Below are 15,506 nucleotides of genomic sequence, written 5' to 3'. Positions count from 1 at the left end.
TTTCCCAACCACAGGACCTCCGAACGGACGGGTACGTTTTTCCTCTGGGCGTAGGGGATGTTCCGATGCTTTCTTGGGCTCCAACTCCAGGTCAAGAGCAACTCAGAATTATCGTCGAAGACGAGACAGGGGCCATCGTCGGCGATTCGGGAGCCGTGGTCTCAAGAGCGCCGCAGCTTCGCGTTGATCTGGTGCTGCGGAGCCGGGCCCGTTACAAGTGGAGGGTTCGCATAGCCGACGCGGACGGGCAGTGGTCTCCGTGGAGCGAATGGGCGAAGTGGGAGACGCCCCTACTTGGCGATTCGGACTGGCAGGCTAAGTGGGTTGCGCGCTGGACCCCCGCAGAAACCCGGGTCATCGCGTCTATTTACTCGGACACCGTCGACTGGATGGGCCCCGGGAACACCCTGGTTCAGTCATTTCAATCAAGCGGTCCCGTCACGGCCGTCAGCGTCGACCTGGACGGTGACATTCCTTCCGACGTCGTTGCCCGCATGCAACTACGGAACAGCGCCGGTGACGTCGTTGCCGAGCGGGAGCTGGATGGAAGATGGAACACATGGGCCCGGTTCACGTACTACCTCGAAGTAGGCCCACCGGCGCCTCCCGGCACTTACACACTGTCGATCACATGCGAGCAAGGACAACTTGGCTGGCGCAGAGCAACATCAACAGCACGCCTTTCTGAAGATGACGGAGTGGGGCCGCTCCCGGTTCTGGGCGAAGCAACGGTGGACGGCGTCCTGGTCCCTGGAGTCCGTACCTTGGCCGTAGAAACGCTCCCGGCACCCAATCCTGTCCTGAGAACCAGCTTCACCATCCCGGCAGGGGTGACCTCAGCCCGTCTCTACGCAGTGGGGATTGGCTATGGCGCGTTCAGTATCAATGGCACATCTCTCGGCAATGAACTTGAACCGGCGACAACAGACTTTACGAAAACAGTCCTATACAGAAGCTACGACGTAACCGGCCATCTGAACGCCGGGGAGAACACCCTCGTGGTGGAGCTGGGGCGTGGATTCTTCTCCGCACGGGGAGCAAGCATCTGGGGTTGGCACATAGCACCGTGGTCTCAAGAACCAATGGCAATCGCCCAGTTGGAGTACGTAGACCAGGATGGGAATCGGCATGCTATTTGCTCCGGTCCGCACTGGGAAGCCTCAACAGGACAGGTTGTAAGCGAGCTGCTCTATTCTGGCGAAGTTTGGCAGATGCAGGCTGAAGAGGAACCTGTTTGGGAACCCGCTGTCCTGGTAGATGCGCCAACCGGCACCCTGCGCCCAGCGGCCCTCCCTCCTGTCACGCTTGGATCAGGAAAGCCGCCCGTATCAGTGCACTATGCGGGGACGGAAAGAGTGTACGATTTTGCCGATATGGTGGCCGGTCGGGTCCGATGCACGCTAAGCGTCCCGGGCGCCACAGAAGTCCGGGTAAAGTACGGCGAAACCCTCAATGAAGACGGCACGGTATCTTGCGAGAACGTATTGGCAGCCGGACCAACCCAGACGGACCGCCTGATTTTTGATTCCTCGGCCGACCAAATCTGCTGGGAACCGAAGTTCAGCTACAAAGGATACCGGTATGTGTCGATCGAAGCCGATGGTCCTCTGACAGTGCACGACATCACTTCGATTCCCATGCACACTGACGTTAAAACCATCGGTGCCTTCGACAGCAGCGAGGAAACTCTCACCTGGCTTGACCGCGCATTGGGAAAGACCTTTCTCAATAACCTGCACGGCATCCCCACGGACACCCCCGTCTACGAAAAGAACGGTTGGACAGCAGACGCCCACTTGGCGGCCGAAGCCCTTATCCACCAGTTCGACCTGAAATCTACTTTCGGTAAATGGATCGATGACCACGCCGATGCTCAGGACAACGCCGGGGTCATCTCAAACATCGTTCCCACGCCAGGATGGGGACGGGCCCCCGACCCAGCATGGAGCGCATCGGCCGTTCTGATTCCTTGGAACCTGTACTGGGAATACGGTGACATCAAGTTGTTGGAACGACACCACGAGATGGTGACCCGATACGCGGACGCCATGTACTCTTTGTCCGATGAGGGTATCTGGCGGCATCCCAGCTACGGAGACTGGCTCGCGCCGGGCCATGAACGTGCACCCGAGGGATCAGCACCAACTGCCACAGTGATGCTGATGAAGGTCCTGGCGACAGCAGCCGACATTTCGACAGCCCTTGGCGAACATAGGAATGCGGCGCGATTCAGCGAACGAGCCTCACGAGTCGGAACGGCTTATCATCAAGCCTTCTTCAACGAAAGCGTCGGATTTTACGGCAATGAGGCCTTGGGTTACCGCCAGACAATGAACGTACTGCCCCTTGCCTTCGGCGCCGTGCCCCGGCAACACCAAAGTTACGTTTTTCACTCACTCACCACCGACATCCTTGAACGGACAGCCGGGCACCTGGACTGCGGCGCAGTTGGGGCAAAGTACCTACTTCCCGTGCTGTCCAGTGGCGGGCGGGATGACATTGCGCTCAGCGTAGCCACCCAGCACACAAGGCCGGGCTGGGGGGTCTGGCGCGAAGCCGGCGAGACTACTCTGCTTGAATCGTGGGACACCTCAGCAAGGTCCCGGAACCACTATTTCCTCGGCAGTGCTGCAGCCTGGGTACAGCAAAAAGTTGGAGGGCTTCGGTCCACCCGTCCAGGATGGGAACAGTTCGATATCTCACCCATAGCCGATCCCCGGGTGACCGGCGGAGCACTTTCGCACCTGACACCACGCGGGAAAGCAGCTATCAACTGGACCAGGCAGTCCGGCGCGTGGCGCCTGGACGTCACGGTTCCGTGGGGGGCCACCGCCACGATCCGAATCGGGACAGCCGCCGGGACCAAGCTATCCGGGGGCTTCCACCGCCTGGAATTTGAGGACACCAAACCTCCCCTGCCATCCCAGGCCCCGACGAGCCCTGCAGATCCACTCACCATGTGAATCCAAATTTTCCGAGTTTTGCATTCCCGGCCTGCTCTATGAAGGACCAAGCACCTTGATCACTCCAAACAACACCTTGACCCGTCAAGCCACCATGGGACAGTGGCTGGTCCATCCAGTCGGTGCCCCACTGTTCTGCGAACTGCTGGCACAGTACGGTCTCGAAGCCCTGCATCTGGGCCTGGCACTGGGGCGTCCGCTGTCTCACCTAGGGCAGCTGACCTACGGCAGAATCTCTGAGTCAGCTATCGACGACCTTCTCCAGGCTGCCACTGAAAATATGCTGGCTGGACGTTCAGGGTCGCCGAGTGAAGATTCTCACTTCCTTCCCATCCCGATACGCAGGGACATGAGCTTGAACGAAATCCAAATAAGGGATCCTTTCATCCTCAGCGACAGCACAACCTCCACCTATTACCTCTACGGAAGCACGGACAAAAACATATGGTCCGGCGCCGGCACGGGCTTTGACACCTACCGAAGCAGGGACTTGATCCATTGGGAAGGTCCCTTTGCAGCATTCCGACCGCCTTCAGGATTTTGGAGCCAAGGCATGTACTGGGCTCCTGAGGTCCATGAGTACTTGGGCCACTGGTACATGTTCGCCACGTTCACCGCCCTGAACGGCCACCGAGGAACTCAAGTTCTGAGAGCGGACTACCCTATCGGTCCATTTACGCCATGGAGCGACGGCGCAATTACGCCAAGTAAATGGCAATGCCTCGACGGGACTTTGTTCCTTGAGAACGGTCAGCCCTGGATCGTCTACTGTCATGAATGGACACAGGTCCATGACGGTGCAATGTACGCCCAGCGACTCAGCCCAGACCTTCGTTGCACAGACGGTACGCCATTGTTTCTGTTCAGCGCATCGGACGCCAACTGGTCAAGGCCCATGCAAGGAATCTCCCCCGGCTTCAGCTTTCCCGCACACGTCACCGACGGACCGTCCCTCTTCCGCCTGGACAACGGACACCTGATGATGTTGTGGTCCAGCTTCGGGGATCATGGTTACGCAATGGGCATCGCGCACTCTGCATCGGGGACTATCGAAGGCCCCTGGACTCAGGAACAAGAGGCTCTCTGGTCCGCAGATGGCGGACACGGCATGATTTTCAGGACCCACGAGGGATGTCTGGCTCTGACGCTGCACCAACCAAACAACACCCCCGACGAAAGGGCCATCATTCGTTCGCTGACCGAGCATGAACGAACAGTGTCTTTGCAAAAACGTCCGTAGCTCCAGCCAGTACCACGGGGCCAGAGGCCCAAATCCCGGTGCTCCAAGAGCCAAAATTGAGGATGCCAGAGGCCAAAGCCGGCGCGGAATACCTTTAGCGGTAGCTCCACTTCAATGCCATTTGACTACAGGGGCCGTATTCCAAGACCATCTTGCTTGTGAATCAACCTTCGTCCGCCTCCGCAGTCCATCCACAGCCAGACAGCCGACCCATCTGCCATGCTCATATCAACAACGCCGCTTCCCATTACTCGCCCGTCATCCAAAATCTCCACCCGGGTTCCAGGGCTCAGACATTCCGGCGTGTACGTGGCAGCGGCAGGCGCGCCACCCAATGCCTCGTCCGGCCTATTGGTATTGTCGGAATCGATCGGCGGAATAACAACATCCGCGCTAAAACGGTTCGGGCTTGCGCGTTTTCCACGCCTGAGTGCAACCGCTTCTTCCGATCTTTGGAAGTCCAAGTCAGCGATGGCCTGTTTGACCTTCTGCTGGGTGGCGGCCGCAACTTTGTAGGGATGGTTCAAAACATTGGATACGGTCGAAATCCCTACGCCGGCTGCGAACGCGACGTCTGATATCGTGGCCGGAAACTTCTTGTCATTGCGCCTGCCGACCTGGTCAGGCAGGGTGGTTTGTTCACGGCCCACTGGGCTTTCCCTCCCCAAGATTCTGCACCAAAAAATCGAGCGAGCGACTTACTTCGTCTATTGAGGGACCATGGTTGAGATGACCATGTGGCATTCCTGCGGCGAGGTGCGTCTCAACGGGTACTCCCGCTTCGGAAGATTGCATGACGATGAGTTCGGCGGACGGCCTCAGATCGTCGAGTTCCGAAACCAAAACCTTGATAGGTGGCAGGCCCGTGAGATCGGCAGCACCGGGCATCGCCTCAACCGGCAAGTCCGAAATCCGGCCGACATAGTTCCTAACCATGCCTGCGATCGATTCAGGCGTGAAGCGCATCAGGGCAGGCAGCTTCCGGATTTCTAGAGCAGTCACATCATCCAGAGCGGGGACAGGGAAATGGAGGAAGGGATAGGCGAGCAGCAGTTCGGACGGCTGTACCGAATCCCGGTTCCGGAGCCGCAAAGCAGTAGACAGTGCAATGGCAGCTCCCGCGCTGGCGCCACCCAGCGCTATTGGCTGGCGAAACGCTTCGGGCAGTCCAGACAGCCAGGACCACACTGCTTCGGCATCATCCACTGGTGCCGGGTACCCTATGCCGTTTTTGGCAAGGCGGTAATCAACGGAGACGACGAAGGCATCAGCCCTGTAGGCGATTTCAGCGGAAACCATGTGGGCTTCAGGCATGTCCAAATCCCCGTGGGCGAATCCGCCTCCGTGCAACCACAACACACATGAACGGATTTTGGTTCGCGGTCGGTAAATGCGAACCGGTATGTGCCCATCGCTGCTGGGAACACTGGTGTCACGCACCTCAATGTCCGGAACTACCCATTGCCTGGGTGCCACAAAGTGCTCAGCCAGACGTGAAGGCAGTGCAGGATCGGTCAGTTCCTCGGGTGCCAGCCTACGGAGAAATTCCACCCCGGAAGTGAAGTAAGGATCAAGTGGCATGAATTGGTCCTGTCTGATTCTTGGCTTGGATCAACATTTCGTGTCCAATGGTTCAGAAACTCTGAGTGCCCCTACATTTGGTGGCCGTAACTACCCTCGCGCCGCGAGACAAGTCCGCCCGCTCGTCCATTCGTGTAAACCTGACTATTCCAAGGTTTTCAATAATGCTCTGACCACAGACTGCCCCCGTTCGGAGTCTCCCATGCGGTTTGTTTCGTAGCCGAAGCCGATTTTTGCCGTTGGGTCGGCAAACGCGATTTGACCACTCGCTCCGTCACGGCCGAACGATGTGGGATGAAGATACCCCAGCCAATCCGAGGGAATCATGGCGCCTGCTCCCCCAGCCTGATAGGGCTGGTCACCGCGAAAGTATGGAATGCCTTTGCTCTTCGGTGCGCTTAGGCCAAGTACCGTTTCGTCTCTGATCAGACGGACTCCATCGGTTTCCGTCACGGTCGAGGATCAGAACTTGGCTAAGCCGCAGGCAGTAGATATGCCGCCGGACCCGGAAGTTCGAGCTTATGGACCACTGTCCGGTTGTACACGTCCGGGCCTATTGGGCCGTTCAGATTGGAGGCGCGATCAAGCCAGCAGTTGTCGTTGCGCTTTTGATGGGTGAGGGCGGATTAATCCGGGTCCTCTCGCGGATCTTCGATGAGAAAGCTTACGCGTGCCAGTTCGGAAGCTGGAAGACCTCTCCGAGTATCAGCGTTCAGTGGCTTACTGATGAGTTCAGAGGCGCGCGAGCTGCTGGCGGACCTGTTCTTATGGATGCCATGAAGCACCGATCGGGCCACGCTTAGGCGCAGCCCGATCGGGGGGCTTTAGCTATTTTTTGTAAACAGAATCCAGCTTTTCAGCGACCTGGCGCGGCGTGCTTTGGCCGAGGATCAACGACTGAATTGTCTGATTCAGTTGGGCCTGGACTTCGGCCTGCACAGTCCCCAGCGGCTGGTATGCGCCGCGTTTGATGAGATCAGCGAACGCTGTGAGTTCCTTGGGTGCTTTGTAAGCGTCGTTCGGGAGCACGGGCACAGAAGCGAAGCCATTGGCGTAGGTCACTGATGGCTCGGCCTCACCCATGAAAGCGAGGAACGCCTGAGCGGCCGTGGGGTTCTTTGCCTTGGCATTGATGGTATTAACAAAGCCGGGCAGCGCGACGACCTTAGTGTCCGCCGCATTATTCGTGGCCGGCATAGGCGCCACTTCGAAGCTGCTGTTCGGCGCCTTTTTCTGTATTGGTGCGAGGGCGGCGCCAACGTCGACTGTGGCAAGTGCGCTGCCCTTCGCAACTTCTTCTCCGGCTTGGTCACGGGAGCGGCCGAGCGCGCCCTCGCCGAAGCAACCTTGGTCACCCATCTTCTTGTATATTTCGAACTGGTCGACCCACACGGAATCAGCGTACGTCTTCTTGCCTGAGGCCAGATCCGCGTCAAACTGCGCTTGATCGGCTTCGAGAGTACCGAGTTGGCTGTAGGTCAGCATCTGCGGTCCGGCAGGGTCCCCCAGACCGAGCGAGTAAGCGTACACCCCCTTGCTTTTCGCGGCAGTGCAGAGTCCATAGACCTCGTCCAATGTAGTTGGAATCTTGAGGCCCAGCTCGTCGATTTTCGTCTTGTTGAAGATGGCGGCCAGTGGCTGGAGGGCTCCAGGGTAAGCGAAGGTTTTGTCCTCGTAGTTCACTGACTTCTTCCAGGCATCGGGGACATCCTTCGCCCAGGGCGCTCCGATCGGAGCGATGCGACCGGACGCGGCTAGTGAGACGACAGTATCGGCAGGATCTGTTTTGGTCCCGCCTGGGAATGAAGTCAGGATGTCAGGGGCTGTGCCGCCCTGGAGTTGCGTCATCGTAAGGGCCCCGACGTCGCCACCTTGGTAATCAAACTTCACATCGACATTTGGGTACTTCTTCTTGAAATCTGCTGCGATCTGTTCATATGTGTCTTTGAAGCCCGAGAAGAAGAGGCCGGTCAGTGTCCCGCTGGGTTCACCGCCGGTGGGCTGGTTGTTAGTGCCGGCATTGCCGGAACCGCCGACGCATCCTGCAAGGCTGATGGCAGTGAGGGTCGCCACGGTTGCCGTCACGAGGCCTTTGTGGATCTTCATTGATCGTTCTCTTTCTCTGAAGCGGGTGTTGCATGGTTGGTTGAGTTGGTATAACCACCCGGCGAAGGCACTGGGTGCTGCAGACGGATTGGGGTTACCCCTTCAGCCCGCCGGCGAAGCCCTGGATGACGTACCTCTGGAATAGCAGGTAGAGCGTCAGGACCGGGACCATTGAGATCAGAAGGGAGGCAAAAATGAGTGGCCAGTTTGTGGTGTATTGCCCGACGAACTGGAAAATGGCCATGGGGATGGTCACCTGTCCACTGCCTGAGAGGTAGATCAGGGGCGTGAAGAAATCGTTCCACACCCCCACGCTGTTGAGGATGACGCACGTGCCGATAGCCGGGCGAAGAAGCGGAACGACCACATGCCAGAACGCCATGAGTGGGCTGCATCCATCAATCTGGGCGGCTTCCTCATAATCGAGAGGGATGCTTGCCCTGAGGAAGGTGGTCAGCAGAAAGACTGTAAACGGCAACTGCACGCCGCTGTAAACGATGATGAGTGCCCACACTGTGCCAAGCAGACCCAATTCCCGCATCTGGATGTAGAGAGGTATAAGCGCAAGCTGGAACGGCAGCAGGAGGCCGATCATAAAGAAGTAGAACGTCCCGGTAGAGAGGCGGGAGGTCGAACGGGCCAGCGGATATGCGGCCATCGTTCCGATGACAAGCACAACGAGGCACGAGATCGACGTGACGATCAGGCTGGTGAGTATCGATCCCGGGAGGGGTGACGTGGTCCAGGCGGTGATGAAGTTATCGAATGTCGGGCGGGAGCTCGGGATAACCGGTGGTGTTAGGTCGTCGGCGGGCCGGATCGAAAGGTTGATCAGAATATAGACCGGGATAAGGAAGATGAGCGTCGTCCCATAGGCGGTGACATTGGCACCGAACCGGCTCCAGAGTCCTGTTGTTTTCATGAATTGCGCTCCTGGCGACGAAGGACCGAGAACTGAATGATGGAGAGGATCGCTATGCCTATCGCCAGCAGTAGGGCGAGAGCGGCCGAGCGACCGTAGTCGGCGTACTGGGAAAAGTAGGAGTAAATGAGTGTGGCGATGGTCTGCGTCTGGTTGCCGGGTCCACCGTTGGTAAGAGCGAAGATCTGGTCAAAAATCTTCAACCCGCCAATGAGCCCGAGCATCAGGTTGATGGTGATGGCGGGAGCGAGCAGAGGGCGGACAACAAACCAGAACCTCTTCCAATACCCTGCACCGTCAAGTGCGGCTGCTTCCTCGAGTTCAGCCGGTACCCCTTGGAGCCCGGCCAGGTAGATCACCATGTTGCCGCCAATCGACTGCCAAAGGACTGTGACGATGATGATGATCATTGCCGTTGTCGGATTGCCGAGAAAGTCAACAGTCTCCAGCCCAAGAGCTGCCAGGACTTGGTTGACACCGCCGACACCAGGTGGGCCAAATATGTACTTGAACAGGTAGCCGACAACGAGCGCCGAGACAACCATCGGAGCAAAGACGATGGTTCGCAGCACATTGCGTCCGAAAACCCTTCCGTTGAAAAGAAGCGCAAGTGCCAACCCAATGACGTTTTGTAGAATGACCACGACGAGGGCCAATTGAAGCGTGCGGAGCACTGCCGGGCCGGCATCTGTGTTGAATATTCGGGTAAAGTTTTCGAGTCCCGTGAAATTCGGAGCGCCTACGGTCGCGAAGGACCAATCGGTAAATGCGCCTTGCATGCCCTGGAAGGTGGGCACGACGACTACGTAGAGGTAGACAGCGGCGCCGGGCAGGATCAACCACCAAAGGTCGCGGCCCACGGACCGCACGCGGCGACGCCGGCGACGGGATTTCGATAGCTCTGCAGCCACCGGGGGCACCCCGCTTCGGGTGGGAACTTCGACACCACTGGACGACATGACACTCCTTCGTGCTCCTGCGATCTCACGCGAACGGCCGGTGGGGAAAATTTTCGCGGCCACAGCGATACGCGTTACAAGCTATGTTTGCTGATTCTGAATTTATGAAGTGGAACGTATCAATTGTTAGGACCGCTAAGGGCCTCGTCCCAAAATCATTCCGCTTATTGGAGTATAGTTCCAACCAGCTGAAAATGGCTACCCCTGATCGATATTTTTCAGGAGGTGGCTACCCGGGTCGATGGCATAAAAGGGGACCCGCCGAGAGTCAGAGGGCACACCCACAAAGGCTGACAGTGTGGTGGCACGCCTCCCGACCAAAGTTCGCAGCGCTAGTACGTGGCGCGACCGCCCGAGATGTCATAGACCGCTCCCGTGGAAAAGCTGCACTTGTCTGAAGCAAGCCAGGCGACGAGCTCAGCTACCTCTTCAGGTCGCCCCACTCGGCTCATGGGAATCAGGCTGGTGATGTGCTCAAGGACGGCGGGTGCCGTGGACGAATTCATTGGGGTGGCAACGACTGCCGGAGCGATGGCGTTGACGAGTACCCCCCGTTTGGCCAAGTCTTTGCCCATAGTCTTGGTTAGCCCGATGACGGCGGCCTTCGTGGCCGAGTACGCCACCATGTTCGGATTTCCGTCTTTCCCTGCCATGCTGGCGAAGTTGACTATTCGTCCCCACCCTCTCTCTGCCATGGCAGGTGCAAAAGCCCTGCAGAGATGGAACGTTCCGTCGACGTTCACAGCGAAGGTGCGTTTCCACTCCTCATCGTTGACTTCCCAGAAAGGCTTGTTGGGTCCTACGATGCCTGCGCTGTTGATGAGTATATCGACGGGCCCGATAGCGTCTGCAGCCCGCCCGACTGCTTCCGGGTCGGCGATGTCGAGAACGACGTCGGCACCTTTGCAGATGTCGACAGTGATGACCTCAATACCGTCGGTTGCCAGGCGCTCGGCGCAGGCTGCGCCGAGGCCGCTGATACCCCCTGTGATGACTGCTTTGCGAGTCATGTTATGTCCTTTGCCTAGATCCTCTGCTTAGGGCAGGGATCAGTTGGTTGTAGTTGAAGTAGTAGATGCCAAAAGTTCGAGGATGTGGCGATACTCGTGTCCGGTTGCCCGGGTCATACCCATTTCACAGGTTCTGTTAACAGAGGCATAGGCATCGAATGAGCGCGCATTCACTGACATTGCTTCTCTCGCCGTGGCGGATGCAGTGAGTTCAGGACGGAGCATTCCTCTGTCGCCGGCGAATGCGCAGCAGCCCCAGTCGTCGGAAACGACAACTTCGTCGGCCACCGCAGAAGCAACCCTGGCCAAAGCAGGATTTAGACCCATTCGCGCTGAGGAGCACGTCGGATGTAGAGAGAGACTGCCCAGGGGCTTGCCCGTCGGCAAATGAGCGAGGACGTATTCATCAACGAAAGCAACCGCGTCCACGGTGCGGAGGCGCGGCTCTTCTCCGGCGACAGCAAGAAGCCTTTCAAGCCCTTCGGTACAAGACGCCGCATCACAAACAATGGGCAACTCCCCGTTCCGCGTAGCCGGGAGCAGGACCGACAGCACTTTCTCGCGCATGATGGCGTATCCGTCCTTCATGCCCTTGGACTTCCATGGCGTGGCGCAGCACAGGTCGGCGATTCCCTCCGGGATGGTGACTTGAACGCCTGCACGGCCGCACAGCTCCAAGAACGCAGACGTCACTCCGTTACTCCCGGACTGTGGACCAAACATGGTGCTGATACATGCAGCGACGTACACCGCCTTCGGATCCGTTGCGGTCAGCGGTCGCCGGACAGAACCCCCGCCAGGCAAGTCTGCGTCCCATCTGGGGACCCGCTCCCGCCCCATGGCCATCCTCGCTGCTTCGGAGGCCCCGGTCACCAGCGACGGGGGCAGCTTCTTGACCGCGGTTAGAGCCAGTCCACCAACTTTGGAAACGGCACCCCAGTTCCCGGCCGCCGCCTTCCATGCAGCCTGCTCCGGCCGGGGACGGGTCTCTGCCCGGAGGCGTTTAACCAGCTCACCTGTGTCGATGAGGACTGGGCAGGCGGTCTGACACATGCCATCCACCGCGCAGGTATCGATTCCGTCGTACTGATATTCCTTCTCCAACTGTTTTTTCAGCTGGCTATGGCCCTGTAGTTCCGCCCGTGCAATCTCGCGGCGCAAAACTATTCGCTGCCGTGGCGTGAGAGTTATGTCTTTGCTTGGACAAACGGGCTCGCAATAACCACACTCGACGCAGCGGTCAACTTCTTCTTCCACCGGAGGGGCAGTCTTCAGATGCGTGAGGTGAAACACTGGGTCATCGTTGAGCACGATGCCCGGGTTGAGGATCCCCTCCGGGTCAAACAGCTTCTTGATTTCCTGCATGTGTTGATAGAGCTGGTCGCCGTACTGCCGCCGAACGAAAGGGGCCATAATCCGGCCGGTTCCGTGCTCGGCCTTTAAGGTTCCGCCGTTGGACAGCACCAGATCTACCATTTCCTCGGTAAAGTCGGTGTATCGCTGAAGGGTCGAGCCTTGGCCATGCTCTTCAAAGCGTTCGTTCAGCAGGAAGTGGATGTTCCCGTCTTTGGCATGCCCGAAGATTACGGCACTGTCATATTCGTATTTTTTGAATAGCGCGACGAGACCCTGACAGGTGGGCAAAAGTTTGGTTACCGGAACCGCAATGTCTTCCAATAACGCTGTAGTCCCGGGTGGTCTGTTTCCAGCCACGGTGGCATACAGGCCCTTACGAATGTGCCACAGAGCTGCACGGCGCCGGGGGTCGGTTGTTAGCTGGGCCGGAATTTCCAAAGGAAGGGCTGCAAGCACGGAGTCGCTTCCGCCGATTGCTTCTTGGAGTTCTACTTGGCTTTCTTCCTGGAACTCGACCAGCAGTGCGGCATGATCCGCTACGCGGATTCCCCTAAGTTCGTCATCCGCTACCGGGTCCTGCTGGGCCACTCGCAGCGACGTGGCGTCAAGCAGCTCGATAGTGGCGAAACCAGATTCGACCAGTGCCGGGAGCGAGGCGGTAGCATCTGCCAAATTACTGAAATAGAGCAGGCCGGTGGCCGCATAAGGTTTCAGGGCAATTGTGCGGAATGTCGCTTCGGCGATGAATGCAAGCGTGCCTTCACTCCCCACTACCAGGTGTAGGAGCAACTGGACAGGATCCTCAAAGTCAAGGAACGAATTCAGCCCGTACCCCATGGTGTTTTTGATGGCATACAACTCACGAATTCGCCTGACATGGTCGGGATTGCTCCTCATCGCATCCCTCAGGCGTAGCAATCCAGCGTGAAGTTCAGGTTCTGCGTCCCGCAAAACTCCGTCTGCGTCGGCAGCCGCCGTATCGACTACGGTGCCACTCGCCAGCACCAAGACGGCCGAGTCCAAGGTACGGTAGGTGTTATTGTCAGTCCCACAGGCCATGCCGCTCGAATTGTTGGCTACCACGCCACCAATCGTGCATGCGGATTCACTGGCTGGGTCCGGACCCAACTTCCGTTTGTAGGCGGCCAGCCTGGCGTTCACTTGCCGAACAGTCACACCCGGTTCGCACCGAACCTTCGCCCCGTTTTCCAGCACGGAAACACCACGGAACGCATTCCGGGTCTCAACCAGGACGCCGTCGGTTGAAGACTGGCCGCTGAGACTGGTCCCGCCCGATCTGAAAGTCAGCGGTACACGGTGCAGCGACGATACTTTGAACAGCTCGCCAACTTCGCGGGCAGAGGTTGGAGAAACCACAGCCAGCGGGGTCAGAAGGTAATGAGACGCATCATGAGCGTATGCGAACCTGTCGGAAATGCGGGCGCGCACCTTTCCCTGGACTGCCTGATCCAACGCCTCCAACAAAGCCCGGTCACCCTTAGTCGGGAACCCGGCCGCAGACTTAGTGGGATTCACGGGATACCTCAGGGCCGGAGGCGCCGGTCAGGAAATCAAGGTCGACCCCGGTGTCAGCCTGCAGAACGTGATCCACGTAAAGACGTTCCCAGCCACGGGCGGGTTTTGCGTACCCGTCGGCTGCAGCCTCACTCGGGCTGCGCTCTGCAAGGAGTCCCGGATCGATGTCAATGTCCAAAGTCCGGTTCACCACGTCGAGACGGATCATGTCGCCGTTTTTCACGAGGGCCAGGGGCCCTCCGGCGGCAGCTTCCGGCGTCACGTGCAGCACCACAGTGCCGTACGCCGTTCCGCTCATCCGCCCGTCACAGATACGGACCATGTCCCGGACGCCCTTTGCCAACAGCTTCTTGGGCAGCGGCATGTTGGAGACCTCAGGCATACCTGGATAGCCCTTAGGACCACAACCGCGCAGTATCAGCACCGAATTTTCGTCAACGTCAAGATCGGGGTGATCGATGCGGGCGTGCATGTCCTCGATGCTGTCAAAGACCACTGCCGGTCCGCGGTGCTCAAGCAGATGTGGTGATGCCGCAGCTGGCTTGATCAGGGCACCGCCTGGGGCGAGGTTGCCGCGAAGGATGGCAATGCCGGCTTCCGACTGCAGTGGGTTGCCCCTGGGGCGAATGACGTCTTCGTCCCAAATTCGCGCGTCGTCCAGGTAACTAACAAGCGGTGCACCCGTGACAGTCAGAGCATCACCATTCAGCAAGTCCTTCACCTCGCGGAGGACGGAAAGGAACCCACCCGCGCGGTGCAGGTCGTCCATCAGATACTGGCCCGACGGTTGCAGGTTTACCAGCAAGGGAACGGAGGATCCGACGCGGTCGAAATCATCAATGGTCAGTTCGACGCCCAGGCGCCCTGCAATCGCCAAGAGGTGCACGACGGCGTTGGTGGAACCACCGATGGCAGCCAATGCCACAATCGCGTTCAAGAATGACTCCCTTGTCAGGAGCTCCTTCGGGGTGCGATCCTGGGCGACCATTTCAACAATGAGCCGGCCAGTTTCGTGGGAGCCGGACAGGAGACTGCTGTCTACAGCCGGTGTGCCCGCCAGGCCTGGAAGGACCATGCCAAGCGCCTCAGCCACGAGTGCCATCGTAGAGGCCGTCCCCATGGTATTGCAGTGTCCCCGGCTTCTGATCATCGAGGACTCAGACTTCATGAAGTCCTTGTTGGACAATTCACCACCGCGGACTTCCTCACTAAGGCGCCATACGTCCGTCCCGCAGCCCAAGGCTTGCCCTCGGAATGTGCCCGTGGCCATCGGCCCTCCGGGAACGACCACTGCGGGAATCCCCACTGACGCAGCCGCCATGAGCAACGCAGGAATTGTCTTGTCGCATCCGCCGAGGAGTACAACTCCGTCAATGGGATTGGCCCGCAGCATTTCCTCCGTGGCCATCGCCGACATGTTCCGCCAGAGCATGGCGGTCGGTCGCACCTGCGTCTCACCCAAAGAAACAACGGGCATGTTGAGCGGAACACCACCGGCCTCCCAAATGCCCATTTTTACGTGCTGCGCAACCTCGTCCAGATGTGCGTTACAAGGGGTGAGATCCGATGCCGTGTTGGCGATGGCAATCTGGGGCTTTCCCTCAAAAGAGTCTGCGGGGGTTCCTCGTCGCATCCAGGCGCGGTGAATGTAGGCGTTACGGTCGCTGCCGGAATACCACTGTGCGCTGCGTAGCTCGCCCATGAGCCTACTTTCCACTTGATGGATCTTAATTCAACTATTCTGAATAGTAGAGACTGATGTACGTGACGGCAAGCCGACAGCACACAGCTTTCCAATTGCTGGATCATCAGTCTAATATCTTGAATAGGAGC

The 15,506-nt window shown here is 58.4% G+C and carries 11 protein-coding genes; 2 read left to right on the top strand and 9 right to left on the bottom strand.

Annotation, left to right across the window (positions count from 1 at the left end):
• Positions 1 to 65: 65 nt before the first annotated feature.
• Positions 66 to 2,963, top strand: coding sequence for a family 78 glycoside hydrolase catalytic domain (locus LDN70_RS09470; protein WP_223942418.1), 2,898 nt, complete (start codon positions 66 to 68; stop codon positions 2,961 to 2,963).
• Between the two features lie 55 nt (positions 2,964 to 3,018).
• The gene (locus tag LDN70_RS09465; RefSeq protein WP_223942417.1) at positions 3,019 to 4,203 is read left to right on the top strand and encodes a glycoside hydrolase family 43 protein; all 1,185 of its coding nucleotides are present in this window, start codon (positions 3,019 to 3,021) and stop codon (positions 4,201 to 4,203) included.
• 125 nt (positions 4,204 to 4,328) lie between these two features.
• On the opposite strand, the gene LDN70_RS09460 is transcribed toward LDN70_RS09465, so the two are convergent.
• The 9 genes from LDN70_RS09460 to LDN70_RS09420 form a co-directional block, all read right to left on the bottom strand.
• Positions 4,329 to 4,853, bottom strand: a complete 525-nt coding sequence (locus LDN70_RS09460) for a LacI family DNA-binding transcriptional regulator (protein WP_223942416.1) — start codon at positions 4,851 to 4,853, stop codon at positions 4,329 to 4,331.
• The gene (locus LDN70_RS09455; RefSeq protein ID WP_223942415.1) at positions 4,843 to 5,784 is read right to left on the bottom strand and encodes an alpha/beta hydrolase fold domain-containing protein; all 942 of its coding nucleotides are present in this window, start codon (positions 5,782 to 5,784) and stop codon (positions 4,843 to 4,845) included. The genes LDN70_RS09460 and LDN70_RS09455 overlap by 11 nt, the downstream gene beginning before the upstream one ends.
• Before the next feature lie 144 nt (positions 5,785 to 5,928).
• Positions 5,929 to 6,237 (bottom strand): hypothetical protein, encoded by a 309-nt coding sequence (locus LDN70_RS09450; RefSeq protein ID WP_223942414.1) that lies wholly within the window; start codon positions 6,235 to 6,237, stop codon positions 5,929 to 5,931.
• 375 nt (positions 6,238 to 6,612) lie between these two features.
• On the bottom strand, positions 6,613 to 7,890 hold the full coding sequence (locus tag LDN70_RS09445; protein ID WP_223942413.1) for an ABC transporter substrate-binding protein: 1,278 nt from the start codon (positions 7,888 to 7,890) through the stop codon (positions 6,613 to 6,615).
• Between the two features lie 94 nt (positions 7,891 to 7,984).
• Entirely contained in the window at positions 7,985 to 8,812 is an 828-nt protein-coding gene (locus tag LDN70_RS09440; RefSeq protein WP_223942412.1) for a carbohydrate ABC transporter permease, read from the bottom strand.
• The gene (locus tag LDN70_RS09435) at positions 8,809 to 9,771 is read right to left on the bottom strand and encodes a carbohydrate ABC transporter permease (RefSeq protein WP_223942411.1); all 963 of its coding nucleotides are present in this window, start codon (positions 9,769 to 9,771) and stop codon (positions 8,809 to 8,811) included. Before LDN70_RS09435 ends, LDN70_RS09440 begins: the two co-directional genes overlap by 4 nt.
• Before the next feature lie 332 nt (positions 9,772 to 10,103).
• A complete protein-coding gene (locus LDN70_RS09430; RefSeq protein WP_223942410.1) occupies positions 10,104 to 10,781 on the bottom strand; it encodes an SDR family NAD(P)-dependent oxidoreductase in 678 nt (225 codons plus the stop codon).
• A 39-nt stretch (positions 10,782 to 10,820) separates the two neighbouring features.
• On the bottom strand, positions 10,821 to 13,622 hold the full coding sequence (locus tag LDN70_RS09425; RefSeq protein WP_502773813.1) for an FAD-binding and (Fe-S)-binding domain-containing protein: 2,802 nt from the start codon (positions 13,620 to 13,622) through the stop codon (positions 10,821 to 10,823).
• Positions 13,623 to 13,659: 37 nt separating this feature from the next.
• Positions 13,660 to 15,375 (bottom strand): IlvD/Edd family dehydratase, encoded by a 1,716-nt coding sequence (locus LDN70_RS09420; RefSeq protein WP_223942408.1) that lies wholly within the window; start codon positions 15,373 to 15,375, stop codon positions 13,660 to 13,662.
• Positions 15,376 to 15,506 lie beyond the last annotated feature (131 nt).

It is taken from the genome of Arthrobacter sp. StoSoilB22 (assembly GCF_019977315.1).
Lineage (GTDB): Bacteria > Actinomycetota > Actinomycetes > Actinomycetales > Micrococcaceae > Arthrobacter.
This window is presented reverse-complemented; position numbering and strand designations above follow the sequence as displayed.

Bases quoted from the DNA above. Each gene is read 5' to 3' on its own strand.
- LDN70_RS09470 (WP_223942418.1), top strand. From the start codon at position 66: ATGCTTTCTTGGGCTCCAACTCCAGGTCAAGAGCAACTCAGAATTATC.
- LDN70_RS09455 (WP_223942415.1), bottom strand. From the start codon at position 5,784: ATGCCACTTGATCCTTACTTCACTTCCGGGGTGGAATTTCTCCGTAGG.
- LDN70_RS09445 (WP_223942413.1), bottom strand. From the start codon at position 7,890: ATGAAGATCCACAAAGGCCTCGTGACGGCAACCGTGGCGACCCTCACT.
- LDN70_RS09440 (WP_223942412.1), bottom strand. From the start codon at position 8,812: ATGAAAACAACAGGACTCTGGAGCCGGTTCGGTGCCAATGTCACCGCC.
- LDN70_RS09435 (WP_223942411.1), bottom strand. From the start codon at position 9,771: ATGTCGTCCAGTGGTGTCGAAGTTCCCACCCGAAGCGGGGTGCCCCCG.
- LDN70_RS09430 (WP_223942410.1), bottom strand. From the start codon at position 10,781: ATGACTCGCAAAGCAGTCATCACAGGGGGTATCAGCGGCCTCGGCGCA.
- LDN70_RS09420 (WP_223942408.1), bottom strand. From the start codon at position 15,375: ATGGGCGAGCTACGCAGCGCACAGTGGTATTCCGGCAGCGACCGTAAC.